Origin of the sequence: Actinomadura rubrisoli (assembly GCF_004349215.1) — a bacterium.
GTDB classification, from domain to species: domain Bacteria; phylum Actinomycetota; class Actinomycetes; order Streptosporangiales; family Streptosporangiaceae; genus Spirillospora; species Spirillospora rubrisoli.
In genome coordinates, this window is sequence record NZ_SMKU01000737.1 from 1 (window position 1) to 1,009 (window position 1,009).

Annotated in this window: 1 protein-coding gene; it reads left to right on the forward strand. The window is 72.1% G+C overall.

Annotated elements, in window-relative coordinates:
• Window positions 1–296 precede the first annotated feature (296 nt).
• Window positions 297–1,009, forward strand: a 713-nt coding sequence (locus tag E1298_RS47200; RefSeq protein WP_131903863.1) for a serine/threonine-protein kinase, incomplete at its 3' end; no start/stop codon positions are given.

Consider the following 1,009-nt stretch of genomic DNA (forward strand, 5'->3'; position numbering starts at 1 on the left):
CCTTCACCTTGTCGGTGTTGGACACCAGCGTGTACGGGTCGGAACCCGGTGAGCCCACCGTGAGGCGGGTGATCGTCGCCCCCGCGTCCCCGCAGCCCGTCAGCACCCCCGCCGCCACGCACAGTGCCGCCAGGGACACCGCCGGGACTCTGTGCCGGGCAATTCGCGAATGGATCTCAAGCATGCGTCGTCTCCCGCTCAGGGCTCGCCGAACCTATACTCTTTGATGCCGGGTGCTGCGGTTTTGTGCCCGATCAAAGGCTCATTTTTTCGGGGGACCGGACGGGGGGTTGCGAATGGCGGGCCCGCTTCCCCTGGAGGCGGCCGACCCTGAGCGTCTCGGCGGCTGCGAGCTCATCGGCCGCATCGGCACCGGCGGCCAGGGCGTGGTCTACCTCGGCCGCCCCATCGAGCCGTCCGACCTCCCGCCCCTCGTGGCGGTCAAGCTGCTCCACGCCCAGCTCCTCGGCAACACCGGCGCCCGCGCCCGGTTCGTCCGCGAGCTCACGCTGCTGCAGCGCGTCGCCGGTTTCTGCACCGCGCAGATGCTCGCCGCCGACATGGTGGGCGACCGCCCCTACATCGTCAGCGAGTACGTGCCGGGCCGGTCGCTGCGCGAGATCGTCCTGGAGGACGGCCCCCGCACCGGCGCCGACCTCGACCGCCTCGCCATCACCTCGGCGACCGCGCTGGCCGCCATCCACCGCGCCGGGATCGTCCACCGCGACTTCAAGCCCCAGAACGTCCTGATGGGCCCGGAGGGCTTCCGGGTGATCGACTTCGGGATCGCCCGCGCGTTCGACGCGGGCGCCACCATGACCAGCCAGGTCGTCGGCACCCCCGCCTACATGGCCCCCGAGCAGTTCGCGGGCCGGGTCAGCCCCGCCACCGACCTGTTCGCCTGGGCCGCCGTCCTGCTCTTCGCCGCCACCGGCCGCGACCCGTTCGCCGGCGGCCCGCTGCCCGCCGTCATGTACCGCATCATGCACGAGACCCCCGACCTCAGCGC